We start from the raw sequence: 26,098 nt of genomic DNA on the forward strand, positions 1-26,098 counted from the left end.
CTGTGGGCGGGGGCGTTTTCCGCTACGGGCGGCGGCGGGCGACCACGCATCAGGCGGGCGCGTCCGTCAGCCGCGCGATTTCCACCCACCCTTGCTGGCCGAAAATCGGACACGCTTCGGCCAGCCGGACGGCGTCGTTCAAATCGCCCGCCGCCAGCAGCGAATAGCCGGCCAGGGTACTGCCGGACAACTTGGGGCCCAGCAGCCGGCTGGTCACTTCGACACCGTCATGTGCCAGGCTGCCGCGGTCGATCAGGGCCGCGCCCAAGGTCGCGAACCAGTCCGACCATAGCCCGGGGTTGTGTTCCGAAGCCTCCGACGTACCGCCGGGAGCGCCACGGTAGACGATCAGGAATCGTTCCATGTTGCCTCCTCCGCACTGATGGGAAAGCGCGCGGCGTAATCCGCAATCCGCAATCCGCAATCCGGATTCCGGGGAGTCCGCGCCGCGCCCAGACCGGAACCTTAGCAGAAGCGGCGCGGCGGCGACGCACCGCTTACGGGTCGACGCTTTACAGATCTACCTTCAGGCGCGTGACGACGCTGCGCGCGGCGCCGGGGATGACATACAGGTTGGCCCACGAGGCCGTGTAGTAGTTGCGGTTGAACAGGTTGTGCACGTCCAGCGACAGCCGCACCTTCTTGCCGATCTGCCAGTAGCTCACCAGCTTGGCCGTGGTGTAGGCCGGCAGGGTGTAGCTGTCGGCGGTGTTGCCGGAGCGCTCGCCGACGTAGTTGACGCCGGCGCCGACGCCGTAGCGGCCGCCGTCGAGGACGGCTTCGCGGATGGCCAGCACGCCGGCGGCCACTTTCGGCACGTTCATGATGCGCGTGCCCGGCGCCAGGGTCCGGTCCTGGTCGACGCGCGCGTCATCCCACGCAAAATTGCCGCTGACGCGCCAGTTGGCGTCGATCTGGCCGTAGACGTCGGCCTCGGCGCCGCTGCTCTTGATCTTGCCGGCCGCGACCGAATAGCCGGGCACGTCGCTGGCCGTCAGCACATTGGTTTTGGCGATGTCGTAGACGGCGAAGTTGGCGCCCAGGCGCTGGTCCGGCGTTTGCAGTTTCCAGCCCGCCTCATACGACGTCGAGCGTTGCGGCTCGAACGGGCTGCCGTTGATGTCGGTGCCGCTGTTGCCACGGAACGATTTGGCGGCCGACACGTACAGCGAGCTCCACGCGTTCGGCAGGAAAGTGAGCCCGGCGCGCGGCGAGACGGCGCTCTGCTGTTTCGACGAAGCCGTCCTGGCGACGCGGTTGTCGATGTCCTGGTTGTATTCGTCCCAGCGCAGGCCGCCGAGCAACTTCCATTGCGGGGACAGGCTGAGCTGGTCTTGCGCGAACACCGCCTTCACGCGCTGGCGCTCGTCCGAGCTGGAGGTGCGGTTGGTCAGCGCCGTCGCCGGCCTTCCGTAGACCGGATTGTAGATATCGATCGGCGTGTTGGCCGAGCGCAGGATCTCGGTGTTCATCCACAGGCGCGACGCCTCCGCGCCGACCAGCAGCGTGTGGCCGATGCCGCCGGTGTCGAACTTGCCTTCGAGCTCGCCCTGCACCGAGACGTCGCGCGACGGCAGCTGGCGCCACGTGGCCTGGCGGTTGAGCGTGCGGTTGTCGGCCGCCAGCGACGTGGCCTCGGTGTAGTTGCCGTCGAACGTGCTTTCCTTGTAGCTGGCGCCGGCGCGCGCGCGCCAATGCTCCGACAGCGCCCGGTCCAGGGTCAGCTGGTGGGTGTCGCTGCGCATGGCCATGTTGCCGTCGGACGGTTCGTTCAGGATGCGGTCGCGCGGCAGCGTGCCGAGCGCGCCGCGCACGTTGACGAGACCACGGTCGAGCGGCGTGTCCACGCGCAGGAACTCGGCTTCGTAGTTCAGCATCGTTTGCGCATCGATGACCCAGGTCAGCGCCGGCGCCACCAGGTTGCGCTTGTTGTGCAGCAAGGTCGAGCGGCTGTCGCCCTCCTCCGTCATCAGGTTGATGCGGTAGGCCAGCTTGGCGCCGAGCGCGCCGGTGCTGTCGACGGTGGCGCGGCGCAGGCCCCGGCTGCCCAGGCTGACCTCGGCGACGTTGTGCGCGCTGAACTTGGGTTTCTTGGTGACGATGTTGATCGTGCCGCCAGGCTCGCTGCTGCCGTACAGCGCCGACGCCGGTCCCTTGAGGAATTCGAAGCGCTCGACGGTGGCGGTGTCGCGCGGCGGGTTGTAGCCGCGCGAGCCGGGAAAGCCGTTGACCAGGAAGCCCATGTCGGTGCTGCTGAAACCGCGAATGGCGTAGTTGTCCCAGGTGCCGCCGAAATCGTTGAGGCGGGAGACGCCGCTGACGAAATCGACGGTGTCGGCCAGGCGCAGCGCGCCGAGGTCCTCGATCTGCTGCTGGCCCATCACCCGCACCGATTGCGGCACTTCGCGCAGCGGCGTGTCGGTGCGCGTGGCGCCGCTGCTGTGCTGCGGATTGTACTGGCCGCTGGCGCGGTCGGCGACGACGTTGACCTGGGGCAGGGCGGCATCGACGGCCGTGGCGGCGCCGGCGGCGTCATCGGTGCCGGGCTGGGCCTGGGCCACGGAGGCGAAGGGGGCGGCGGAAAGGAGGCTCAGCGCGAGGAAGCGCGCGGTGGGACGAAAAGACATGTAAACCCGTTGAAAATGAAATAAGTTTCACATTATAAATGATAATCACTCTCATTCGCATGCGGACGAGGGCTGGCCGGCCGCCATCCGGGGGCGGCGCCGGACCCGGATGGCGGAATTCTGCTATTTTGTGGGACGCACATTCGAAAGGCAGCACATGACCGATCTCTCCCATTTCCCCGTCACGCAAAAATGGCCGGCCGCCCACGCCGACCGCATCCAGCTGTATTCGCTGCCGACGCCCAACGGCGTCAAGGTGTCCATCATGCTGGAGGAAACCGGGCTGGCGTACGAGCCGCACCTGGTGAACTTCGAGACCGGCGACCAGACATCGCCGGAATTCCTGTCGCTCAATCCGAACAACAAGATTCCGGCCATCATCGACCCGAACGGTCCGGACGGCAAGCCGCTGGCGCTGTTCGAATCGGGCGCGATCCTGATTTATCTGGCGGAAAAGAGCGGGCAATTGCTGCCGGCCGACGCCGCCGGGCGCTACGAAACGATCCAGTGGCTGATGTTCCAGATGGGCGGCATCGGGCCGATGTTCGGCCAGCTGGGCTTCTTCCACAAGTTCGCCGGCAAGGACTACGAGGACAAGCGCCCGCGCGACCGTTACGTGGCCGAGTCCAAGCGTTTATTGGGGGTGTTGAACGGGCATCTGGCGACGCGCCGGTGGCTGGCCGGCGACCAGTACACGATCGCCGACATCGCCACCTTCCCGTGGGTGCGCAACCTGATCGGTTTTTATCAGGCCGGCGATCTGGTCGGCATCGCCGACTTCCCGCATGTGACGCGGGCGCTGGAGGCCTTCGTCGCCAGGCCCGCCGTGGCCAGGGGCCTGGAGATTCCGCAACGGGCCTAGGCCCGGATCAATACTTGACGAACTTCGATTCGTCCGGTCCGCCCGCCAGCTCGACCTGGCGGATCGGCACCGGCCGCGCGCCGCCGCGCGGCTGCGGACGCGGCGCGGCGCTCCTGGCGCCGGCCGTGTGGCCGATCCGGAAGAAGCTCATCGCCTGCTGAAGCTCCTCGGCCTGGCTGCTCATCTGCTCGGCCGTCGACGCCAGCTGCTCGGAGCCGGCGGCGTTTTGCTGCGTGGTCTGGCTCAGCTGCGCGATGGCGCTGTTGATCTGCGCCAGCCCCGACGACTGCTCCTCCGACGCGGCCGTGATCTCCTGCACCAGCTCGGACGTCTTTTTGATGTTCGGCACCATCGCCCCCAGCATTTGCCCGGCCTGCTCGGCCAGGCTGACGCTGCTGGTGGCGACCTCGCCGATCTCCTGCGCGGCGATCTGGCTGCGCTCGGCCAGCTTGCGCACCTCGGCCGCGACCACGGCGAAGCCCTTGCCGTGCTCGCCCGCGCGCGCCGCCTCGATGGCCGCGTTCAGCGCCAGCAGGTTGGTCTGGTAGGCGATGTCGTCGATGATCAACACCTTGGCGGCGATCTGTTTCATCGCCGACACCGTCGAGCGCACCGCCTCGCCGCCCTCGGTGGCCTCGGAGGCGGCGCGGCTGGCCATGGCGTCGGTGACCTTGGCGTTGTCGGTGTTTTGCGCCACCGACGCCGTCATCTGCTCGACCGACGCCGAGGTTTCCTCGACGCCGGCGGCCTGCTCGCTGGCCGCCTGCGCCAGCGAGTTGGCCGTCGCGCTGACCTCTTCGGACGCGGCCGCCAGGCCCTCGGCGTTGGCGTTCACTTCCGACACCACCTGCGCCAGCTTGGCGACGGTGTTGTTGGCGTATTTTTTCAGTTCGCCATAGGCGCCCTCGTACGGCTTGTCGATGGTCTGCGTCAGGTCGCCCTCCGACATCGCGCCCATCACGCGCACCACGTCGTCGATGCTGGCGCCGGTGGTGGTGGCGAGCTGGTTCAAGCCCTCGCCCATTTCGCGCTGGAAGCCCTGCAGGCCGTTGAGGTCGATGCGCGCGGCGAAGTTGCCGCGGTTGGCCGCCTCCACCACCGTGCGCTGGCCGTCGATCACCTGCGTCAACTTCGCCACCATCTGCTTGATGGTGAGCAGCAGGCTGCCGCGGTCGCCCGGCTTGACCCGCACCTCGCCGCTGAGGTCGCCTTCGGAAATGCGCCGCATGACGTCGGCCGCGTAGTTCGGCTCGCCGCCGAGGCTCTTGACCAGGCTGGCGGTGATGAGCCACGCCAGCACCACCGCGATCAGCACCGCCGCCACCGACAGGCTGACGATCACCGTGCGCGTGCTTTCGTAGTTGGCGTTGGCGGCGACGCGCTCCTGGTCCATCAGCTCATTCTGGAACTTGACCAGATTCTCGAGCGCGCCGAGATAGGCGCTGTTGATGACGACGAAATCCTCCTTCAAATAATCGAGCGCCTTCTTCGGATCGTTCTTGATCAGGTTATACAGTTCGTTGTACGCCGGGTTGAGCACGGCGTTCCTGTCGGTGATCTCCTTGAACAGCGCGCGCCCCTTGTCGCTGTTGATCAGCTTGTCCAGCTTGCCCAGCGCGTCGGACACCTTTACGCGGTTGGCCTCGGCCGCCGCCTTGTATTTTTCGCGCTCGTCCTCGTTGGTGGTCAGCAGCATGCTGCGCACCTGGCGGGCGTTGTCGAGCGTGCGCGTGGCCGCCTCGTTGGCCAGCACCACCTTGGGATAGCGGTCATTCATGATCAGATCCATATCGTGGTCCATGCTGGCCATGCGCATCATGCTGACCGCCGACAGCACCAGCAACAACAGCACCACCGCGCCGAAGCCCAGCGACAGCCGCACGGCCACCTTCATGTTTGAAAACATAATTTCTCCCTAGAGCGGATGCATCGGCGCTGCGCGCGGCGCGCAGGCGACGATTCGTGAAACAGCGAAAATGGATGCCGGCGTAACGGCGTGGAGGCTAGCGGGATACAAGTGGCTTTTCGGGTCGTGGTGCGATGACGCTTGAAGAGTGCAAGCTGCTGCGTGCCTTGCCCATTGCGGGCATGAGGAGAAATCCACCACCATCGCGACCACATTCCCTTCCGAAATGCGCAACATCAAACCAAAGTCTGATCTTGATCATGTCACGTTAGCGTTACGCGTGGCAAGTATTTTCAGGAAGGGGGAGTCGGACCGTTGCATTCGGTCGGCAGCGTCGGCGTGGTTCGCATACGCCCTTGTGGCATAAGGGCGCATGCTTCGGGGGAGGCGCGGCGTGGCTTGCAGTTTGTAAGCCTGCGTGCGCTCAACCGGCCCTGGTCGGCGGGCCGATGCGGGTGGTCTTGAACGCGCCGGCGCGCCACGCCAGCAGCGCCAGCCCCAGCATCAGCAACATCCAGCTGCCCGGCTCCGGCACCGGCGCCAGCGCGCCGCCCTGGCCGACCAGGTAGCTGAAGCCGTAGATGCCGTTGTCCAGCGTGAAGGTCAGCAGCAGCTCGAGCGTATTGGCGTTGACCACGCCCAGGTCGAGCACGTGGCCGTTGAACACGCCGTCGGCCTGGGCCAAGGTGGTGAAGCTGGCCGAGTACAGCGAGGTGCCGCCGTTGCTGACCGAGAAGCTGAAGCTGCTGTCGAAGCCGGGCGAGAAGAACGGCCGCACCAGTCCCAGCAGCAGGTGGTTGCCGGCGCTGAACGGCAAGCTCAATTCGGCGCTGGCGGTCAACGGGGCGATCATCGCGGCCATGGTGCCGGCCGCCAGCGTGGTGGCGTCGGCGAACGCCGCCTGCACCTCGGCCGATGAGGCGATCAGCGGCGCCACCGAGGCGGCGGTGGGCAGCGCGCTGGCGTACGAGACCACCGGCACGCCTTGCCCGTCCCCGGGGGCCCAGGGGCCGTAGGCCGCGCCGCCGACATTGGCGGCGGTGTTCGCCTCGGCCGTGTACAGCATCAGCGGTTCCCCGCTGACGGCGCGGGTGGTGACGGCGGCGCCCAGGCTGTCGTCGATGTAGGTGCTGCGCGCGGCGACCGCGCCGCCGTGGTAGGTGGACACGGCGCGCGCGCGCGCCTCGGACGGCTGCGCCGCCGACACCGGCGCGGCGGCGATGCGGGTCACGGTGGCCTGGGCCGACGCCGCGCCGCCATCGGTCCAGCCGAAGCGTCCGCCGCCGGGCGTGGCCACGGCGTTGGCGCTGGCGAAGTAGCCGGCGCTGGCCGTCGCGGTGGCGTTGGCGGCGGCGCCGCCGTTGAAGAAGGCGCCGCCGCCGGCGGCGTTGGCGCGGGCGATGGCGATGTAGTTCGAGCCGGCCGTGGCCTGCGCGTTGCCCTGGCCGCCGGCGGCCGCGCCGTATTGGCCGGTGGCGTCGGCCACGCTGGTCACGCGGCCGGCGCCATTGACGACGGCGACGGCGGTGGCCGCGCCGCCGTCCGGGGTGGTGAACGCGCCGTCGCCCTGCCGGCCGGCGACGGCGGTGCTGGCGCCGGTGATCTGGGCGGTCCAGCCGGTCGCCGACGAGTTCAGCGACAGCTGGCTGTCGGCCGCGCCGCCGCCGCCGGGTGTGCCCCATTCGGCGCCGCCATCGAACGGGCCGCCGACGCCGGCGCCGCCCTGGCCGCCGATGGCGGTGCCGGCCACGTTGACCGACGGCGCGGCGCCGGACGACAGCGCCAGCGTGGACGTGGCGTTGCCGCCCTGGCCGCCGAGGCCGAAGATGGTGGCGCCGCCGGCGCCGCCGGTGGCCGTCTGCGTCAGCGTCAGCGTGTTGGCGGCGTAGGCGGCGGTGTTGCTGGCCGTGGCCGCGCCGCCGTTGCCGCCGTTGGCGTGCGGCGCCAGCGTGAAGTCGCCGTTGGCGTCGCCGCCGCGCCCGCCGGTGGCGGTGGTCAGCATGGTCAGGTCGGGCACGCCCGAACCCGGAGCACCGAGTCCGTTGGTGGCGGTGGCCGCGCCGCCGGCGCCGGCCTGCGCGTTGTCGAAGGTGGCCGCGCCGCCGGCGCCGCCGTTGGCGCTGGACGACAGCTGCAACGGCGCGCTGCCGAAGCTGACGGCGCGGGCGTTGCTGGTGGCGGCGCCGCCGTTGCCGCTGGCGCGGCCGGCGCTGCCGAGGCCGCCCTGGCCGCCGCTGGCGCTGGCCGCCACCTGGCCGGCCGCGCCGGCGGCGGTGATCAGCGTGGCCCTGGCGGTGGCGTCGCCGCCGTTGCCGCCGGTGCCGCCCTGGCCGCCGCCCGGCGCGCCGAAACCGGCCCCGGGCTGGCCGGCGTTGCCGCCCAGTCCGCCGGTACCGGCGACCGCCACCGAGGCCGGACCGGCGACCAGCGTCGCGGTCAGCACGCCGAAGCTGAAGGCGCCGTTGCCGCCGGCGCCGGCGTTGCCGCCCGCGATGCTGGCGTTGCCGGGCGCGCCGTCGCCGCCGTCGCCGCCCTTGCCGCCGGTGACGGCCATCGTGTTGGCAAGGTCGCCGCTGACCCGCACCTGCAGCGCGGTGGGCGCCGTCGCGCCGTTGCCGCCGGCCGCGCCCGGCGCGACGCCGGTCAGGCCGCTGCCGCCCGGCGGCCCCTGGTAGATCACGTCGATGGCCGCCGCGCTGCCCGCCCACGCCGCGCACAACAGCGGTAGCAGGCGCAGCCCGGTGCGCAGTCGGTTGGAGCGGAAATGGGGTGGTGGGCGGGTGCCTCGTACGCTGACCATGGAAACCTCCGTGTATGAACGGAAGGCCGCGTCGGCGCGCGCTCGCGCCACGCCGGCCACCCGTGAACTGGGAGTTTAGCCAGCGTGCTCAAAATTGCTAGACTTTTTTATATTCTTTTTGAGGGAACTGTTGCGAACTTGCGAAAGTGTAGCCGCCGGGCAGCAGCCCGGCGGCCGCCGGCAGGTTGCCGCGTGGTTGCCCGGCCTAGACTTCGCTCCACTGGCGCAACAGATTGTGGTAATGCCCGGTCAGGCCGACCAGTTCGGCGCAGTCGCCCAGGCGCGCGCGCAGGCTCTGGATGGTCTGGTCCAGCTCGAGCAGCATGCCGCGCCGCATGTCGTCGCGCACCATGCTTTGGGTCCAGAAAAACGAGCACACGCGGGCGCCGCGCGTGACCGGCTCGACCCGGTGGACGCTGGTCGACGGGTACAGGATCAGGTCGCCCGCCGGCAGCTTGACCTCGTGCTCGCCGTAGGCGTCGGTGACGATCAGCTCGCCGCCGTCGTAGTCGTCCGGATCGCTCAGGAACAAGGTCGACGAGACGTCGGTGCGCACCCACTCGCCGCCGCCCGCGGTCACGTTCACGTTCGGCATGCGGCGCAGCGCGCCGTCGACGTGCGCGCCGTAGTGCTCGCCGCCGGCGTAGCTGTTGAACAGCGGTGGAATGGTGCGCAGCGGCAGCGCGGCCGAGAAGAACAGCGGGCAGTCGGCCAGCGCCGCCAGCACGGTGCGGCCCAGCTCGAGCGCCAGCGGCGAGGTCTCCGGCAGCTGCCGGTTCTGCTTGACCTGGGCGCCCTGGGCGCCGACGGTGGCGCGGCCGTCGATCCAGTCCGAGGCGTCCAGGCGCGCGCGCATGGCGGCCACCTGTTCGCGGCGCAACACGCCCGGGATGTGCAGCATCATGGTAAAACTCCTCGAAACAGTAAGTCCGGAAAAACAAAAGCCCCGCCGGCGAGGGCGGGGCAAGCAACACGGCTGAAGGGCCCTTTGCTTAAACCTTACAAGCTTACCTTAGAACTTGATGTTGGCCGTCAGGCTGGCCGAACGCGGCGTGCCCGGGGTGTAACGGTAGCCCGACTTGTTGATCGCCGCGGCGTATTCCTTGTCGGCCAGGTTGTACACGTTCAGGCGCACATCGATGTTCTTGTTGATCGGATACGACGCCATGGCGTCGGCCACCCAGTACGAATCGATGTAGGCCGGGGTGCCGACGGCGCCGTCGGTGCCGCGCAGCAGCTTGTCGGAGAAGCGCACGCCGCCGCCGACCGTCAGGCCCATCGGCAGGGTGTACGAGGTCCACGAGGTGAACGCTTGCTTGGGCGTGTAGGCCAGTTGTTCCTCGCCGTTGGCCAGCACCGAGCGGCCCTTCTCGACCTTGGTCGACATGCGGGTGTAGCCGGCGCTGACGATCCAGCCGCGGGTGATTTCGCCGGTCACGCCCAGCTCGACGCCCTGGACGCGCTTCTTGCCGTTTTGGTAGTAGACGGCCGGGTTGGTCGGATCGACCTCGACCTCGTTCTTGACGTCGGTGCGGTACAGCGCGGCCGACAGCGACAGCTTCTGCTTGAGCAGGTCCCACTTGCCGCCCACCTCGTAGTTGGTGGTTTCCTGCGGGTCGTAGTTGACGTTGGCCGCGCTGTTGGCCGCCGTGCTCAGGGTGAAGTTGGTGCCGCCCGGCGGCGCCTTCGACGTCGCCACCAGACCGTAGACGCTGCTCTCCGGGGTCAGCTTGTAGAGCGCCGACAATTTGCCGTTGATCAGGTTGTCGCTTTTCTTGAGCGAGGTCGGGATGCGCGTGCCGACCGGCAGCGGCTGCACCGCCGGCGGGGTCACCAGGGCCTGCAGCGCCACGGCGTCGTACTCGGTGGTGTAGTGGTCGAGGCGCACGCCGCCGTTCAGGATCCACTTGTCGCCGATCTTGATGGTGTCGAACACGTACGCGCTCTGGGTGTCGGTGGTGCCGCGGCTTTGCGCGCCGGTGAGGGCGTAGGTCAGCTTGAACGACGTGGCCGGGTTCGGATAGTAGATGCTGGTGACCGGCAAGCCGGTGCCGCCGGTCGGCGCCCACGTGTACAAGGTCTGCTTCTCGCTGGTGAGCTCGATGCCGCCGACCACGGTGTGCTTGAGCGCGCCCGTGGCGAATTCGGCGGTGGCGGTGGTCTGGTTGGTGAAGACCTTGTTGGTCGCGTCGCGGAAGGTGGTGTTGGTGCGCAGCATCTGCCAGGTGGCCGGATCGGGGGTCGGCAGGATCACGTTGGCGTTGGTGGCCATGAACGAGGTCAGCAGGTAGTCCTGCTCGGTCTTGCCGAAGCGGGTGGTGTTCTGCAGTTTGACGCCGCCGGCGAAGTCGTGCTCGATGCGCACGGTGCCCATGTCGGCGGTGACGTCGTCATGGTCGTACGAGGAGCCGTAGAAGTTGCGCGGATCGACGCGCGGGGCGCTGTTGAGCGGCGCCAGGCGCACGGCCTCGGCCGCCCGGAACGCCGCCGTGCCGCCGGTGGTCGGCACCGGCGCGCGGTAGCCGGGCAGGCCGATGGTCAGCACGCCGCCGTCGGGGATGTTGTTTTGCTTGACGTGCAGGTAGTTCAGGTAGACGCGGGTCGGACCGTTCAGGCCGAACGCGACCGACGGCGCCACGGCCCAGCGCTTGTTCTCGACGACGTCGCGCGCGGCGTTGCCGGAGTCCTGGCCCAGCACGTTGACGCGGAAGGCGGTGCCGCTGTCGGCGTCGAGCACCTGGTTGAGGTCGGCGGTGGCGCGCTTTTGCTTGCCGCTGCCGAAGGTGACGGAGCCGAGGTAGGCGTTTTCCTGCTGCGGCTGCTTGCTGACCAGGTTGATCGAACCGGTCGGCGAGCTGCGGCCGTTGTCGGTGCCGGCCGGGCCCTTGAGCACGTCGATCTGTTCGATGTTGAAGGTGTCGCGCGAGATCGAGCCGATATCGCGCACGCCGTCGACGTAGATGCTGCCGGAGGCGTCGAAGCCGCGCATGAAGATGGCGTCGCCGGTGTTGGTGTTGCCGTTCTCGCCCAGGAAGAAGGCGCCCACGCCGGGGGTGTTGCGCAGCGCTTCGGTCAAGGTGACGGCGCCCTGCTGTTCGATCAGTTCTTTTTTGATGACGGTGATGGTCTGGGCGGTGTCGACCAGCTTCTCGGTGTACTTGACGGACGAGGCCTTGTCGGCCTTGATGCCGTCGGCGGTGCCCTGCACCGTGACCTCGGGCATGGTTTGTTGCTGCGCCACGGCCGCGACCGGCAGCAGCATCACGGCCAACGCCGCGCTCATGTGTTGGTTGAAACGCGATTGCGCGTGTTTGCGACTCTTGATCATTGCCATTCTTTCATCTAATCGAAGGGAGGCCGGCGGGGCGAAGTGTTGCTGAAGTGTTGCCAACCTGTGTTTGACAGCCGGGAAATCTTTACCAATTTGTGAGAGTGTAACAACAAAATGCATAATCGTAAATGCGAATTGTTATCAATACTATTCACGTGATGGCAAAAGGCAACGGGTTTTGCATGGACGGCAGGACGCCGCGGGGCATTCGATGGTGCTTACGACGCCTGGCGCTCCAGCCAGGCGCGGGCCTCGGCCAGGGTTTGTTCGAGTTCGGCGCGGACGGCGTCGACGCGCTGCGCCAGCTCGCCGTCGCGCGCTTCGCCGATGGCCGTCTCGGCGTCGATGGTGGCCTGGATCAGGCGCCGGGCGCCGAGCACGCCGACGGCGCCGCGCAGGCCGTGGAACAGGCGCGCGGCGTCGCGCGGCCGGCCGTCGCGCAGCGCCTGCTCGGCCTGCTCGACCGGCGCCATGCCGGTATCGATGGCGCCGCGCACCATCTTGACCATGACCGCGCGGCCTTTGGCGTCGCGTCCCATCACGCGCATCAGGCTGTCGATGTTGAAGGCGCTGGCCTCGCCGGCCGGCGCCGGCGAGCTGACCAGCTTGACCGGCGCCGGCGCCTGGGCCGGCGATGGCGGCGGCGGCGGTAGGTCGGCGGCGACCGGTGCGCTTGCCACTGCCGGCGCCAGCGCGGGCGCAGGTGTGGGCGCCGGTGTAGGCCCCGGTGCCGGCGCGGCGAAAACCGCCGCCGGTCCCGTCGGCGCCGCCTTGCCGGGCAAATGCTTGTGCAGCACGGCCAGCATTTCCTCGACCTCGATCGGCTTCGGAATGAAATCGGTGATGCCGGCCTCGATGCTGCGCTCGCGCTCGGATTCGAGCACGCCGGCCGTCATGGCGATGATCGGCAAGTCCAGCTTCAATTCCTGGCGCAGCAGGCGGGTGGCGGTGAAGCCGTCCATCACCGGCATCTGCATGTCCATCAGCACCAGGTCGTAGACGCCGGGGCTGGCGCGCATGCGCTCGAGCGCCTGCTGGCCGTTGTCGACGACGTCGAGCGTGGCGCCGGCCAGCTCGAGGATGCCGCGCGCCACCGCCTGGTTGAGCAGGTTGTCCTCCACCAGCAGGAAATGCATGCCGTCCAGGCTGCCGTCGATGCCGCCGTCGGCCGCCGCCTGCACGCTGGCGTCGGCCTTGGTCACCAGCGCCTGGTGCAGCGCGTCGAACAGGTTGGAGCTGGTGATCGGCTTGACCAGCACCACGTCGGCCTCGGGCGCGTTGGAAATCTCCTCCATGCGGTCGCGGGCGAAGGCGTTGACCATCACCACGATCGGTTGCCGCTTGTCGGGCGCGGCCGCGCGGATGCCCTTGGCCGTGGCCAGTCCGTCCATGCCGGGCATGTGCCAGTCGGCCAGCACCACGTCGTAGGCGCGCTCGGCCTCCACACTGAGCCGGAAGCGCTCGAGCGCGGCCGCGCCGGAATCGACCTCGTCGGCCTGCCAGCCCCACGCCCGGATCAGGTTGGCGATCAGTTGGCGGCTGGTGCGGCTGTCGTCGGCCACCAGCAGGCGCAAGTCGCCCAGCGCCGGCTTGCGGCGCTCCTCGGGCCGCTCCGGCAGCACGTCGAAGGGCAGGCTGAAAAAGAAGGTCGACCCCTGGCCCGGCGTGCTGTGGACGGCGATCTGGCCGCCCATCAATTCGATCAGGCGCTTGGTGATGGCCAGGCCCAGGCCGGTGCCGCCGAAGCGCCTCGTGATGCTCTGGTCGCCCTGCGAGAAAGCGTGGAACAACTGCGCCAGCTGCTGCTCGGTCATGCCGATGCCGGTGTCGCGCACCTCGAAGCGCAGCAGCGCGCCGTGGGGGGTGTGCGCCTTGCGCGCGTCGAGCTCGACGCTGACGACCACCTCGCCCTGTTCGGTGAACTTGATGGCGTTGCCGGCCAGGTTGACCAGGATTTGCTGCAGCCGCATCGAATCGCCGCGCAGCCGCTTGGGCACGGATGGCTCGACGCTGATGGCCAGCTCCAGTTCCTTGTCGCCGGCGCTCATCGTCATCATCGTCGCCAGCGAGTTCATGGTGTCGTCGAGGCTGAATTCGACCGGCGACAACTCCATGTGGCGCGCCTCGATCTTGGAGAAATCGAGCACGTCGTTGAGGATGCCCAGCAGCGACTGGCCGGACACCTTCACCATGTTCAGGTACTTGCGCTGCTGGGTGGTCAGGCTGGTGTTGCCCAGCAGGTAGGCCATGCCCAGCACCGCGTTCATCGGCGTGCGGATTTCGTGGCTCATGTTGGCCACGAATTCGCTCTTGGCGCGGTTGGCGGCCTCGGCGCGGTCGCGCTCCTGCTCCAGTTCCTGGGCGCGCGCCTCGACCTCCAGCTGCAGCCGGCGCCGCTCGGTGATGTCGGCGATCACGGCCAGCACCTTGGTGCCCTGGTCGGTGCGCACCGCGCTCAGATTGATCTCGACCGGGAACTCGCTGCCGTCGCGGCGCAGGCCGAGCAAGGTGGCGCCGGCGCCCATGCGCACCGGCTCGGCGCTGAGGCGGTCGGCGAAGAACTTGACGCGGTGCGCGGCGTGCTGCGCGCGCAGCGCCGCCGGCACCAGCGTCTCGAGCGGCTGGCCGAGGATCTCGTCGCGGCCGTAGCCGAAGCGGCGCTCGGCCTCGCGGTTGAAGGTTTCGATGCGGCCGTCGACGCCGACCACGACGATCGCGTTGGGCGCGAATTCGACCAGGCTTTGCAGGCGCGCGTCGGCCGCCAGCCGGTCGCGCATCAAGTTGTTGAAGGCGGCCGTCAGCTGGCCGACCTCGTCGCCGGCGCGCACCGGCAGCGGCGCGAAATGGGTGGCGTCGCCGCGCAGCGCGACGATGGCGTCGCGCAGCTTGATCAGCGGCGCCAGCAGCCGCAAGGTGAGCCAGCCGATCAGCGCCGCCGCCAGGATCGAGGCCACCACGCTCCACAGCAGCACGCGCGAGAGCACGCCGTTGAACGGTTCGAAGGCCTCGTCCGCCGGCAGCGAGGCGGCCAGTATCCAGTCGACCGCCTTGAGCGTTTTGTAGCTGTTGAGGGCGCGCTCGCCGCTGCCGTTGACGCTGTCGACGGTGCCCTCGAAGCCGTCGCGCAGCGCGCGCGTGGTGGCGGCGTTGGCGCCCGCCTGGCGCGGCTGCAGCAGGCGGCTGGCGTCCGGATGCAGCACGTAGACCGGATGCTCGCCGCGCGTGAGCGCGAAGAAATAGCCGCTGTTGCCGACCTTGGCGGTGCGCAGGTGGCCCAGCATGTTGTCCTTGTACAGCCGCAGCACGCCGATAAGCACGCACACCACGTCGCCGTTGGCGTTGAGCACCGGCGCCACCATCTGCACGATCGGTTGCTTGTTGGACTTGCCGATCAGCGGATCGGCGATCAGTGGCTTACGTGTGCGCATCACCATCTTGAAATAGGCGCGGTCGGAGGCGTCGATGCCGACCCGGCCCGGTTGGACCGGGACGTCGGCGACCACCACGCCCTGCGGGCTGAGCACCAGCAGATCGTCGAACAGCGCCAGCACCGCGCGGTCCTGGTAGTAGGTGCGCAGCCGCTCGGTCGAGCCGGCCAGCTCGACCGGCTGGTGGCGCGCCGACAGCGCGATGATGTCGAGCAGCATGGTCAGCTTGTCGTCGAGCTCCTCGGCGGTGCGCCCGAGCAGCGCCGTTTGCTGGGTGAAAAGCACCTTGGTGAAATCCGCCTTCATGCGTTGCATCTGGACCACGGTCACCAGCGCGATCATCAGGATCGACGTGATGCTCGTCGCCAGCGCGACTTTAGCCTTGATGCCAAGTGGCTTCATTTCATCCTTGTCGGGCGGGTCGGACGTGAAATCGGAGAACTACCGGGGTGCTCGGGAATTCTCCTATCAATGCCCGACCTTGGCAACAGTATTAACGTTGTGCGGCGGCGATGATCACGTCGGCGACTTTTTGCGGCTGCGACACCATCGGCACGTGGCTCGCTTTCAGCGTGATAGTGGTGGCGTTGATTTTCTTGGCGAACGCTTGCTGCAAGGCCGGATCGATCATGCGGTCGTCGGACGCGGCGATGTAGTAGTTCGCCTTGTTTTTCCAGGCCGCCACGGTGGTCTTGTCGGCGAAGGCCTTGGCGGCGATCGGGCCCTGGGTGGCGGCGATCAGCGCGGCGGTGGCCGGCGCGACGTCCTGGGCGAAGTTGGTGGAGACCGACGCCGTCGGCAGCCACAGGAAACCGCCGGCGTCGGCCTGCAGCGTGGCGATCCCTGGCGGCACCGCGTAGTCCTTGCCCAGTTCGGCGCTGGACTGGCCTTCGGACGGCGCGAACGCGGCCACGTAGACCAGCGCCTTGACCTTGTCGCTGGTGCCGGCCTCGGTGATCACGGTGCCGCCCCACGAGTGGCCGACCAGCACCACTTTACCGGTTTGCGCGTCGATCACGCGCCGGGCGGCGGCGACGTCGTCTGCCAGCGAGGTCAGCGGGTTTTGCACGGCCACCACCTTCAAGCCCTTGGCTTGCAGCAGCGGGATGATTTTTTCCCAGCTGGAACCGTCGGCAAAGGCGCCGTGCACCAGCACCACGGTGGTATCGGCGGCCGGCGTGGCGGCTTGGGCGGTCAGGACGGTGGCGGCCAGCAGGGCGGAGGCGATGATCGAGCGTTTCATGGTGTATCCTTTCGAGGTTGGTTGTTTGCGATTAAGTAGTGTGCGACTTGCTTGAGTTGAACTATAGCGAACAATAAAATAGCGCGCAAGTTAAATTTGACCGGATGTCGAAAATATTTTTCAGCGCCTGCCGTGGCGGTGGCGGGGTCGCTAGCATCGGGCAAGGCGCGCAACGCGGCGAATACCTGATCGGCATGGTGCGGCATCGCACCAAAGCGCCAACGAATGGTCTACACTGGCGCCATGATAAGAGACCTTCCCGCACTGGTGCTGCCCGGCGCCACCATCGACATCCTCAAGGCAAGCTGCGCCAACTGCAGCATGCACCAGCTGTGTTTGCCGATGGGACTGGGCAACGAAGACATGGACCGGCTCGACCAGATCATCGGCCGCCGCCGCAAGGTCGCGCGCGGCGCCGTGTTGTTCCGCATCGGCGACCCGTTCGTGAATTTGTACGCGATCCGGCTGGGCCACTTCAAGACCTACCAGGTCAACCGCGAAGGCGCCGAGCAGATCACCGGTTTCCAGATGGCGGGCGAGCTGTTGGGCATGGACGCCATCAGCACCGACCTGCACCATTGCACCGCCGTCGCGCTGGAGGACAGCGAGGTGTGCGAGATCCCGTTCGGCAGCCTGCAACAGCTGCTGGCCGACATGCCGACCTTGCTGCGGCATTTCCACCGCATGATGAGCCAGGAGATCACGCGCGAGCAAAGCGTCATGCTCCTGCTGGGCAATATGCAGGCGACGCAGCGCTTCGCCGCCTTCCTGGTCAACCTGTCGTCGCGCTACGAGGCGCGGGGCTACTCGCCCAACACCTTCCAGCTGCGCATGTCGCGCGAAGAGATCGGCAACTACCTCGGGCTGACGATCGAAAGCATCAGCCGCCTGCTGTCGAAGTTCAAGAAGGAAGGCTTGCTACGCGTCAGCAACCGCGAAATCGAACTGCTCGACCCGCCGATGCTCAAGGCCATCACCGCCGGCACCCAAACCTGCCACTAGCGGCACAGCGCCCCCCGGGGTCAGTGCCGACATTCGGACATTTACAAACGCACCCGCGGGGTCAGTGCCGACATTCGGACATTCACGAACCTTCGCGTTCTACAAAAGTTCCCCGATTTATCGAAATGTCCGAATGTCGGCACTGACCCCCGGGGTTAGTCGGCGCGGAGGGTGACGCTGCGCTGCGTCGGCCAGCTCCACGCCCCCGCCAGCCGCCAGTCGCGCTTTTCGCCTTCCACCAGCACCACCCAGCGGCTGCGCTCGAGCATCGGCAGATTGATCCGGAAGCTGCCGAATTCGTCCGGCTGCACCACCAGCTGGATGTCCTTGGCCGGCAGGGTCGCGTGCGACAGGCGCACGAACAGCCGCTCCGTTTTGCCGTGGTCGTCGCTATCGCGGCGCAGCTGCCCTGCCAGCAGGCCCTGCGTGGCGTCGTAGCCGATCGACATCGACAACCCCAGGCTGCTGGCCACGCGGTCGCGCCGCAAGTCCTGGTTGATGGCCTTGCCCTGCTTGTAGTAGTCGCCCACCACCAGCGCGTCCTGCCGCGTGAAGGCCAGGTAGCCGGTGTAGACGCCGGCGACGATGACGATCGCCGGCCCGGCCATCAGCAGCCACGGCCAGCGCTGCTTCCACCACGGCGTTGCCGTGGTATGCAATATCGATACGGTCATGCGGTTCTCCTTAGCGCGGTACGATGAAGACCGCGTCTTCCTTCACATGCAGCGACGGGTCGTCCACCGACGTCAGTTCGACGGCGATCTTGTTCGAGCCCGGATGGGCGGCGCCGTGCGCCGTGCGCAGCCGGATCGGATGCGCCTTGGTTTCGGTGGCGTCGAGCCGCACCAGCTCCGGCGTGACCTGCGTCAACGTGTCGATGCCGCTGACCTTGATGCGGTACGTTTGCGCCCGCTCGGACGTGTTCATGATCTGCAGCCGATAAACGTTTTCGATCATGCCGTCCTCGACCTCGCGGCCCATGGCGCCACGGTCGCGGATCACGTCGAGCTTGAGCGGCACCCGCAGGTACAGCGCGGTGCCGACGGCGGCCACGATCAGCGCCAAAATGGCGGCGTAGATGCGCACCCGGGGACGCAAGGTGCGGCGGCGGATTTCCGTCGGCGTCAAGTGCATGTCCATCGCGCGCTCGGTGCTGTAGCGGATCAGCCCGCGCGGCAGGCCGATCTTGTCCATGACGCCGTTGCAGGCGTCGACGCAGGCGGCGCAGCCGATGCATTCGTACTGCAAGCCGTTGCGGATGTCGATGCCGGTCGGGCACACCTGCACGCACATCGAGCAGTCGATGCAGTCGCCGCCGTTGCCGGCCGCCTTCTTCGACAGCGGCATGCGCGGTTCGCCGCGCTCGCCGGCGTAGGTGATGATCAGGGTGTCGCGGTCGAACATCGAGCTCTGGAAGCGGGCGTACGGACACATGTATTTGCATACCTGCTCGCGCATCCAGCCGGCGTTGCCGTAGGTGGCGAAGCTGTAGAACACCACCCAGTACCATTCCCACGGGCCAAAGCTCAACGTCAGCACTTCTTGCGCCAGGTGCTTGATCGGCGTGAAGTAGCCGACGAAGGTGAAGCCGGTCCATAGCGCCACCGCGCCCCACGCCAGGTGCTTGGCGCTTTTCTTGGCGAACTTGGACACCGACGGCGGCTGGCGGTCGAGCGCCATGCGCGCGCTGCGCTTGCCTTCGATCCGGCGTTCTATCCACAGGAAGATTTCGGTGTACACCGTCTGCGGACAGGCGAAGCCGCACCATACCCGCCCCGCCACCGCCGTCGCCAGGAACAGCAGATAGGCGCAGATGATCAGCAGCGCGGCCAGGTAGATGAAATCCTGCGGCCACAACACCAGGCCGAAGATGTAGAACTTGCGCGCGCCCAGGTCGAACAGCAAGGCCTGGCGGTCGTTCCATTGCAGCCAGGGCGTGCAGTAGAACGCCAGCTGCGTCAGCCAGACGAACAGCCAGCGCAGCCGGGCATAGCGGCCCGAGGCCTCGCGCGGGTAGATCTCCTCCCGCGCGGCGTACATGTGGACGACTTGTGATTCAGGCGAGCTCATAATCTTCGATGGCTTATTCCGCCGCGGGCGTGGTGGCGGCGACGGCCGGCGCCGGCGGAACCGGCGACGCCTCCGGCGCGTTGACGTCGTTCGACAAGCTCCACACATACGCCGCCAGCACGTGCACCTTGGCGTCGCCGAGGAAGTCCTCGAACGCCGGCATGGTGGCGTTGCGGCCCTTGCGGATGGTTTCCATGATGGTTTCGGCGCTGCCGCCGAACAGCCACACCTTGTCGCTCAGGTTGGGCGCGCCAATCGCCTGGTTGCCGGTGCCGCCGGCGCTGTGGCAGGCCATGCAGGCGCCGAACTTGCCCTTGCCGAACACCGCCTTGATCGGATCGGCGGTCGAGCCGGACAGGCTGAGCACGTAGTGGGCGACGTTTTCCACCTCCTTGTCCGAGCCGAGCGCGGCGCCCATCGGCGGCATCACGCCCACGCGGCCGTGCAGGATGGTTTCCTTGATGGTTTGCGGCGTGCCGCCGAACAGCCAGTCGTTGTCGGTCAGGTTGGGGAAGCCCTTGTTGCCGCGCGCGTCCGAGCCGTGGCATTGCGCGCAGTAGGTCAGGAACAGGCGCTGGCCGATGGCGTGCGCCTTCGGATCGGCGGCGACCTTCTTCAGGTCCTGCTTCTGGTATTGCGCGAACAGCGGGCCGTATTCGGTTTCGGCCTGCTTGAGCTCGGCCTGATACTGGCCGGACGACTTCCAGCCCAGCTTGCCCGCGTAGCTGCCCAGGCCCGGATACAGGAACAGATAGGCCAGCGCGAAAATGATGGTGATGTAGAACAGCCACATCCACCAGCGCGGCATCGGCGTGTTCAGTTCGGTCAAGTCCTCGTCCCAGGTGTGGCCCGTCGTACCAACCTGGCCGTCCTTGCCCTTGGCCAGCTTGACCTTGGCCTGCGAGTACAGCAGGATGCCGCAACCGGCGATGCCGAGCAGGGTCAGCACGACGATGTACAGGTCCCAGAAACCGTTGGTGAAATCAGCCATGGCCGTTCTCCCGGCCGGGTTGGTCGAGGTGCTCGTCCTCGAACGGCAGCCGCGCGGCCTTGGCGAAGTCGTCTTCCTTGTTGGAGATGAACGTCCACCACAGGATGCCGACGAACGTGATGAAGGAAATCACCGTCATCACGCTGCTGGCGCGGTCAAACAGGTTCTCGATAGCCATGCTAGTTCCTCGTCTTGATTAATGTGCCCAGGCCTTGCAGATAGGCGATCAGGGCGTCTTCTTCGGTCTTGTCTTTGAGCTCTTCCGGCGCGGCGGCGATCTCGGCGTCGGTGTACGGGTCGCCCAGGCGTTGCAGCGCGCGCATCTTCGGCACGATCTCGGCCGGCACCAGCGCGGTCTTGGCCAGCCACGGATAGTTCGGCATGTTCGATTCCGGCACCACGTCGCGCGGGCTGGCCAGGTGCGTGCGGTGCCATTCGTCGCTGTAGCGCCCGCCCACGCGCGCCAGGTCGGGACCGGTGCGCTTGGAACCCCACTGGAACGGCCGGTCGTAGACGAACTCGCCGGCGACCGAATAGTGGCCGTAGCGCTCGGTCTCGGCGCGGAACGGCCGCACCATCTGCGAATGGCAGTTGTAGCAGCCTTCGCGCACGTAGACGTCGCGTCCGGCCAGGCGCAGCGGCGAGTACGGCTTCAGGCCGGCGACCGGTTCGGTGGTCGATTTCTGGAAGAACAGCGGGACGATCTCGACGGCGCCGCCGACGCTGACCACCAGGGTCACCAGCGCGATCAGCAGCCAGGGGTTTTTCTCGATCCACTCATGTGAAAATTTCATGCTTCGCTCCGATATCAGGCGTGGCCGGCGGCCAGCGCGGGAATGCGCGCGGTCGCGGTCTCGCGGTTACGCAAGGTCATCCAGGTGTTGTAGCCCATCAGGCACATGCCGCCCAGGTACAACAGGCCGCCGCCGAAGCGCACCACGTAGTACGGATAGGTGGCCTTGACGCCCTCGACGAAGGTGTAGGTCAAGGTGCCGTCGGGGTTGACCGCGCGCCACATCAAGCCCTGCATGACGCCGGCGATCCACATGGCGGCGATGTACAGCACGATGCCGATGGTGGCGACCCAGAAGTGCAGGTCGATCAGCTTGGTGCTGTACATCTTTTGCTGGCCGGCCAGGCGCGGGATCAGGTAGTAGATCGAGCCCATCGTGATGAAGCCGACCCAGCCGAGCGCGCCGCCGTGGACGTGGGCGATGCTCCAGTCGGTGTAGTGCGACAGCGAGTTGATGGTCTTGATCGACATCATCGGCCCTTCGAAGGTGGCGATGCCGTAGAACGACAGCGAGACGATCATGAATTTCAGGATCGGGTCGGTGCGCAGCTTGTGCCAGGCGCCCGACAACGTCATGATGCCGTTGATCATGCCGCCCCACGACGGCGCCAGCAGCACCAGCGAGAACACCATGCCGATCGATTGCGTCCAGTCCGGCAGCGCGGTGTAGTGCAGGTGGTGCGGGCCGGCCCACATGTAGGTGAAGATCAGCGCCCAGAAGTGCACGATCGACAGGCGGTACGAGTACACGGGACGCTCGGCCTGCTTGGGGATGAAGTAGTAGACCATGCCGAGGTAGCCGGCGGTCAGGATGAAGCCGACCGCGTTGTGGCCGTACCACCATTGGATCATCGCGTCCTGCACGCCCGAGTAGGCCGAGTACGATTTAAACGCCGAGGCCGGCATGCTGGCGCCGTTGACCACGTGCAGCAGGGTGACGGCGATGATGTAGGCGCCGAAAAACCAGTTGGCGACGTAGATGTGCTTGACCTTGCGCTTGAGCAGCGTGCCGAAGAACACGATCGCGTAGGCGATCCAGACCACGGCGATCAGGATCGTGATCGGCCATTCCAGCTCGGCGTATTCCTTGCCGCGCGTCAGGCCCATCGGCAACGTCACGACCGCGCTCAGGATCACCGCCTGCCAGCCCCAGAAGGTGAAGGCGGCCAGCTTGTCCGAGAACAGGCGCACCTGGCAAGTGCGCTGGACCACGTAGTACGAGGTGGCGAACAGGCCGCAGATGCCGAACGCGAAGATCACCGCGTTGGTGTGCAGCGGCCGCAGGCGGCCGTAGGTCAGCCAGGGGATGTCCAGGTTCAGCGCCGGCCAGGCCAGTTGGGCGGCGATGATCACCCCCACCAGCATGCCGACGATGCCCCAGACTACGGTTGCGATCGCAAATTGCTTGACGATCTTGTAGTTGTAGTTCTGTGCCAGGTCCACGAAGTTCTCCCATAGAACGCTTTGATGATGTAAGTCAAAGGTTACTTTTCGGGGCTTCAAAAAACCTTGATGTGGATCAAAATTTTCCGGATGGGTCTTTCTCGCCGGCGTTTACTGTCGACGAGTCGTCGTCCTGCAACAGGCGCAATGCCGGACCGACCAGATCGTCGAACTGGCCGTCGTCGGCGGCGTTGAAGAACACCCACAAGGCGGCGAACACCAGCGCCACGCTGAGCGGAACCAGCAAGAATAAGGCTTCCATCACATTTCCCTTTTTTCGCGGACACGCCCGCGCCCGCGCAACCGCAGCGCGTTGAGCACCACCACGGCCGAACTGGCCGCCATGCCGACGCCGGACAGCCACGGATTGAGCAGGCCGAGCGCGGCCGCCGGGATCGCCAGCAGGTTGTACAGGCTGGCCCAGGCCAGGTTCTGGCGGATCACGGTCATGGTCCGGCGCGCCACGCGCGCGCTGTCGGCCACGGCGCCAAGGCGCCCGCCAATCAGCACCGCGTCGGCATGGGCCTGGGCCAGCGCGGCGCCCTCGCCCATCGCGAACGAGACGTCGGCCGCGCTCAGCACGGCGGCGTCGTTGATGCCGTCGCCGACCATCGCCACCACCGCGCCCTTCATTTGCAGTTGCCGCACGAACGTCAGTTTTTCCTCCGGCAGATAGCCGCCGACGGTGGTGCCGATGCCGAGCCGGTCGCCGACGCGGCGCGCCAGCACGTCGTGGTCGCCGCTGAGCAGCACCACCGTTTTGCCGGCGCCTTTGAAGTAATCGATGGTGGCCTGGGCGTCGGGCCGCAGGCCGTCGTGCAGCTGCAGGCAGGCCAGCCACTGGCCGTCGGCGCCGAGGTAGACCGGCGTGGCGCCGTCGGCGACCACGTGCGGCGGCACCGAGCCGCTGAGTTCGGCCACGTAGCCGGCGTTGCCGAGGCGGTAGAGGCGGTTGTGCAGCCTGCCTTCGACGCCGCGTCCCGCCGTTTCCGTCAGCGCCGCGGCGTGCCAGTCGGCGCGCGCGCCGCCGCCCGCCTCGGTGGCGGCGGCGACGATGGCGCGCGCCAGCGGGTGGCCGCTGCCGGCGTCGAGCGCGGCCGCCACCTGCAGGCAAAAGTCGTCGCGCATCGCGCCCAGCGGCAGCACGGCTTGCAGCACCGGCCGGCCGAAGGTCAAGGTGCCGGTCTTGTCGAACACCACATGGGTGGCGCGGTGCAGCGTTTCCAGGGTTTGCGCGCCGCTCACCAGCACGCCCTGCGCGAGCAGGCGGTCGGTGGCGGCGGCCAGCGCGGTCGGCGTGGCCAGCGACAGCGCGCACGGGCACGACACCACCAGCACGGCGATGGCGATCGGCCAGGCGCGCGCGGCGTCGCCGTCGAGCCAGAACCAGAAGCCGAACGCGGCCAGCGCGAATACCAGCAAGCCGGCGACGAACCAGGCGGCGACCTTGTCGGCCCACAGCGCGATGCGCGGCTTGTCGCGGCCGGCGCGGGCGATCAGCCTGACCAGGTTCGACAGCGTACTGTCCTGGGCGCGGCGCGTCACCCTCGCCAGCACCACGGCGCCGGCGTTGATGGCGCCGCCGGGCAGCGCCTCGCCGGTTGCCTTGGCCACCGGCGCGCTCTCGCCGCTGAGCAGCGACAGGTCGAGCGTGGTGGCGCCGTCGACGATGACGCAGTCGGCGGCCACCGCCTCGCCCGGCTTGATCATGATGATGTGATCCACCAGCAGCGCCGCCGCCTTGACGAGGGTGGCGTCGCGGCTGGCGGGATAGTCGGCCAGCAAGGTCGCCGACGCCGGCAGCGCGTGCTGCAGGCGTTCGAGCGCGGCGCCGGCCTTGCGGCGCGCGCGCAGTTCCAGGTGGCGGCTGCACAGCAGCAGGAAGATGAACATCGTCACCGAGTCGAACCAGACGTCGCCGTGGCCGCGCACGGTGGCGGCCACGCTGGCGCCGAAGGCGGCGGCGATGCCCAGCGCGACCGACACGTCCATGCCGGGCGCGCGGGCTTTGATGCCGGTCCAGGCGCCACGCCAGAACGGCTGCGCCGCGTAGCAGATCGCCGGCAGTGTCAGCAGCAGGCTGGCCCAGCGCATCAGCGCGGCCATGCTGTCGTCCAGTGTGCCGTCCTCGGCCAGGTAGGCCGGCGCCACGTACATCATCACCTGCATCATCGACAGGCCGGCGACGAACAGCTGCCGGCCCAAGGTGCGCGCGGCCTTGCGCTGCTGTTCGCCGTGGCGGCCGGCGTCGTACGGGTAGGCGCCGTAGCCGATCGTGTGCAGCGCGGTCAGGATGTCGGCCGGCTGGCAGGCGTCCGAACGCCAGCGCACGTAGAGGCGCTCGGTGGCGACGTTGAGCTGGGCGCTGTCGACCCCGGGCAGGCGCGCCAGCCGGCTTTCGATCAGCCACACGCAGGCGGCGCAGCGGATGCCTTCGACCGACAACGTGGTTTCGCGGCTGTCCGCGTCGAGCGCGAAGCGCGGATCGGCGTTGTCGTACAGTTGCAGTTCCGGCGGCAGCAGTTGCGCGCCCTCGGCGGTGGCGGCGAAGGCAGCGCGGTCGCGGTAATAGGATTGCTGGCCCAGGTCGACGATCGCCTGCGCCACCGCCGCGCAGCCGGGGCAGCACATGGCGCGCTCGGTGTCGTCGATGCGCACGGTCCAGGCGCCCGGGGCCGTGGCCGGCACGGGCAGGCCGCAGTGGTAGCAGGCGGCCGGGCCGCCGCTTGTCCGCAACGTGGCCGCCGGCGGGTTCAGGGGTGTGGTGTCAAGCATAGGATATCCATCCACGCGGGCGTCACGGCGTGGCCGCCGACGACGCCGGCGGCGCGCGCGATGCCGAGCAGGCCGAAGGCGAGCACCAGCAGCCCGCAGGCGATGCGCACCTTGCGTTGTTGCAGGGCGTTGCGCAGCCGCGCGCCCAACAGGCCGAGACCGGTCAGCATCGGCAGGGTGCCGAGGCCGAAGGCCAGCATCACGAGGGCGCCGCCGAGCGCGCTGCCGCTGAGCATGGCGGTCAGCAGCACGCTGTAGACCATGCCGCACGGCAGCCAGCCCCACAGCGCGCCGAGCGCGAACGCCTGGTGCGGGCGGTCGGCGGGCATCAGCGTTTTCATCGCCGGCGCCATCCACGGCTGGGCGCGCTGCCACAGCACGCGGCCGGCCCGCTCCAGTGTGGCCAGGCCGCGCCAGGCGTTCATCAGATACAGGCCCAGCGCGACGAGCATCAGGTTGGCCAGCCAGTAGAAACCCAGTTGCAAGCCGGCCAGTTGCGCCAGATCTTGCGCGCCGCCCGCCAGGCCGCCGGCCAGCGCGCCGGCCAGCATGTAGCTGCCGATGCGGCCGGCGTTGTAGGCCAGCACGCGCGGCAGCGCGCGCGCCGGCGATGGCGGATGCGCCGGCGGCGCGCCGAACGCCAGCGCGCGGCCGGCAAATCCGGCGGCGCGCTGGATCGGAATGACGTTGCGCGGCAGCCCGCGCGGGCCGGACTTGCCCGCGCTGGCCGAGATCGCGCCGACGATGCCGCCGCACATGCCGACGCAATGGACGCTGCCGGCCAGTCCGACCAGGAATACGGGCAGCAGCTGGTAGCCGGTGATCAT

General features: G+C 67.9%; 19 protein-coding genes. 2 read left to right on the top strand and 17 right to left on the bottom strand.

The window, feature by feature from the left end; genetic code table 11:
• Positions 1-49: 49 nt before the first annotated feature.
• Both BMX85_RS22935 and BMX85_RS22940 read right to left on the bottom strand, forming a co-directional pair.
• On the bottom strand, positions 50-364 hold the full coding sequence (locus BMX85_RS22935) for a hypothetical protein (protein ID WP_143068050.1): 315 nt from the start codon (positions 362-364) through the stop codon (positions 50-52).
• Positions 365-512: 148 nt separating this feature from the next.
• Positions 513-2,627, bottom strand: coding sequence for a TonB-dependent siderophore receptor (locus BMX85_RS22940; protein WP_090324253.1), 2,115 nt, complete (start codon positions 2,625-2,627; stop codon positions 513-515).
• A gap of 157 nt (positions 2,628-2,784) precedes the next feature.
• Between BMX85_RS22940 and BMX85_RS22945 the strand changes: the two genes are divergently transcribed.
• A complete protein-coding gene (locus BMX85_RS22945; protein WP_090324256.1) occupies positions 2,785-3,489 on the top strand; it encodes a glutathione S-transferase N-terminal domain-containing protein in 705 nt (234 codons plus the stop codon).
• 7 nt (positions 3,490-3,496) lie between these two features.
• Here BMX85_RS22945 and BMX85_RS22950 read toward each other — a convergent pair whose 3' ends face one another.
• The 6 genes from BMX85_RS22950 to BMX85_RS22975 form a co-directional block, all read right to left on the bottom strand.
• Complete coding sequence (locus BMX85_RS22950) at positions 3,497-5,395, bottom strand: HAMP domain-containing methyl-accepting chemotaxis protein (RefSeq protein ID WP_090324259.1); 1,899 nt, start codon at positions 5,393-5,395, stop codon at positions 3,497-3,499.
• Between the two features lie 424 nt (positions 5,396-5,819).
• The gene (locus BMX85_RS22955) at positions 5,820-8,195 is read right to left on the bottom strand and encodes a PEP-CTERM sorting domain-containing protein (protein WP_177196864.1); all 2,376 of its coding nucleotides are present in this window, start codon (positions 8,193-8,195) and stop codon (positions 5,820-5,822) included.
• Positions 8,196-8,400: 205 nt separating this feature from the next.
• On the bottom strand, positions 8,401-9,099 hold the full coding sequence (locus tag BMX85_RS22960; protein ID WP_090324263.1) for a Fe2+-dependent dioxygenase: 699 nt from the start codon (positions 9,097-9,099) through the stop codon (positions 8,401-8,403).
• Positions 9,100-9,207: 108 nt separating this feature from the next.
• Positions 9,208-11,529 carry a catecholate siderophore receptor Fiu gene (locus tag BMX85_RS22965; RefSeq protein WP_090324266.1) on the bottom strand — a complete coding sequence of 774 codons (2,322 nt, stop codon included), beginning with the start codon at positions 11,527-11,529 and terminating at the stop codon, positions 9,208-9,210.
• 215 nt (positions 11,530-11,744) lie between these two features.
• Entirely contained in the window at positions 11,745-15,356 is a 3,612-nt protein-coding gene (locus BMX85_RS22970; protein WP_090324268.1) for a response regulator, read from the bottom strand.
• A 91-nt stretch (positions 15,357-15,447) separates the two neighbouring features.
• On the bottom strand, positions 15,448-16,197 hold the full coding sequence (locus BMX85_RS22975; protein ID WP_090324271.1) for an alpha/beta fold hydrolase: 750 nt from the start codon (positions 16,195-16,197) through the stop codon (positions 15,448-15,450).
• 243 nt (positions 16,198-16,440) lie between these two features.
• Here BMX85_RS22975 and fnr point away from each other — a divergent pair, with 243 nt between their 5' ends.
• A complete protein-coding gene (fnr, locus tag BMX85_RS22980) occupies positions 16,441-17,199 on the top strand; it encodes a fumarate/nitrate reduction transcriptional regulator Fnr (RefSeq protein WP_090324736.1) in 759 nt (252 codons plus the stop codon).
• A gap of 155 nt (positions 17,200-17,354) precedes the next feature.
• On the opposite strand, the gene BMX85_RS22985 is transcribed toward fnr, so the two are convergent.
• The 9 genes from BMX85_RS22985 to BMX85_RS23025 form a co-directional block, all read right to left on the bottom strand.
• Entirely contained in the window at positions 17,355-17,873 is a 519-nt protein-coding gene (locus BMX85_RS22985; protein ID WP_090324273.1) for a FixH family protein, read from the bottom strand.
• A 10-nt stretch (positions 17,874-17,883) separates the two neighbouring features.
• Entirely contained in the window at positions 17,884-19,269 is a 1,386-nt protein-coding gene (ccoG, locus tag BMX85_RS22990) for a cytochrome c oxidase accessory protein CcoG (RefSeq protein WP_090324276.1), read from the bottom strand.
• 13 nt (positions 19,270-19,282) lie between these two features.
• Positions 19,283-20,260, bottom strand: a complete 978-nt coding sequence (ccoP, locus tag BMX85_RS22995) for a cytochrome-c oxidase, cbb3-type subunit III (RefSeq protein ID WP_229210638.1) — start codon at positions 20,258-20,260, stop codon at positions 19,283-19,285.
• Positions 20,253-20,438 (bottom strand): cbb3-type cytochrome oxidase subunit 3, encoded by a 186-nt coding sequence (locus BMX85_RS23000; RefSeq protein WP_090324279.1) that lies wholly within the window; start codon positions 20,436-20,438, stop codon positions 20,253-20,255. The genes ccoP and BMX85_RS23000 overlap by 8 nt, the downstream gene beginning before the upstream one ends.
• A 1-nt stretch (position 20,439) precedes the next feature.
• A complete protein-coding gene (gene ccoO / locus BMX85_RS23005; RefSeq protein ID WP_090324282.1) occupies positions 20,440-21,054 on the bottom strand; it encodes a cytochrome-c oxidase, cbb3-type subunit II in 615 nt (204 codons plus the stop codon).
• Positions 21,055-21,068: 14 nt separating this feature from the next.
• The gene (ccoN, locus tag BMX85_RS23010; protein WP_090324284.1) at positions 21,069-22,496 is read right to left on the bottom strand and encodes a cytochrome-c oxidase, cbb3-type subunit I; all 1,428 of its coding nucleotides are present in this window, start codon (positions 22,494-22,496) and stop codon (positions 21,069-21,071) included.
• Positions 22,497-22,572: 76 nt separating this feature from the next.
• On the bottom strand, positions 22,573-22,758 hold the full coding sequence (gene ccoS / locus BMX85_RS23015) for a cbb3-type cytochrome oxidase assembly protein CcoS (protein WP_090324287.1): 186 nt from the start codon (positions 22,756-22,758) through the stop codon (positions 22,573-22,575).
• Positions 22,758-25,271: a heavy metal translocating P-type ATPase gene (locus BMX85_RS23020; RefSeq protein WP_090324289.1), complete on the bottom strand. Its 2,514-nt coding sequence runs from the start codon at positions 25,269-25,271 to the stop codon at positions 22,758-22,760. Before BMX85_RS23020 ends, ccoS begins: the two co-directional genes overlap by 1 nt.
• Entirely contained in the window at positions 25,250-26,095 is an 846-nt protein-coding gene (locus BMX85_RS23025) for a sulfite exporter TauE/SafE family protein (protein ID WP_090324739.1), read from the bottom strand. The genes BMX85_RS23020 and BMX85_RS23025 overlap by 22 nt, the downstream gene beginning before the upstream one ends.
• Positions 26,096-26,098: the final 3 nt, after the last annotated feature.

This window comes from Duganella sp. CF517 (genome assembly GCF_900110275.1).
Lineage (GTDB): Bacteria > Pseudomonadota > Gammaproteobacteria > Burkholderiales > Burkholderiaceae_D > Rugamonas.